The following is a 434-nucleotide window of genomic DNA, read 5'->3' as shown; positions in this document are numbered from 1 at the left end:
TATTACTTCGAAGACTTTGCAGTAGGTGACACCTTCGATCTGGGCGAATACACGTTCACGGCAGACGAGATCGTGCACTTTGCCCGGCAATTCGATCCTCAGCCGTTTCACGTCGACGAGTTGGCCGGTCGCGAGTCCCATTTCGGCGGACTGGTGGCCAGCGGCTGGCACACGTGCAGCATCATGATGCGGATGAACGTCGACAAGCTGCTCTCGCGCTCGGCGAGCATGGGGTCGCCGGGTGTCGAGCAAATCGAGTGGCTCAAGCCGGTGCGTCCGGGGGACACGATTACGGTGACGAGCAGCACGCTGGAAGTGCGCGCTTCGAAGAGCCGTCCCGATCGCGGTATCGTGCGCCAGCTCTGGACAGCCACGAACCAGCACGGCGAAGAAGTGTGCCGGTTCCGGGGAACGGGGCTCTATCTGAAGCGCGT

At 61.8% G+C, this 434-nt stretch carries 1 protein-coding gene; it reads left to right on the top strand.

Translation table 11 applies throughout. The annotated features are described in order from the left end of the window. On the top strand, window positions 1–434 hold a 434-nt coding region (locus tag CDV44_RS26950), incomplete at both ends, for a MaoC family dehydratase (RefSeq protein ID WP_087691672.1).

It is taken from the genome of Pandoraea sp. PE-S2R-1, from assembly GCF_002179865.1.
Taxonomy (GTDB): Bacteria; Pseudomonadota; Gammaproteobacteria; order Burkholderiales; family Burkholderiaceae; genus Pandoraea.
This window is presented reverse-complemented; position numbering and strand designations above follow the sequence as displayed.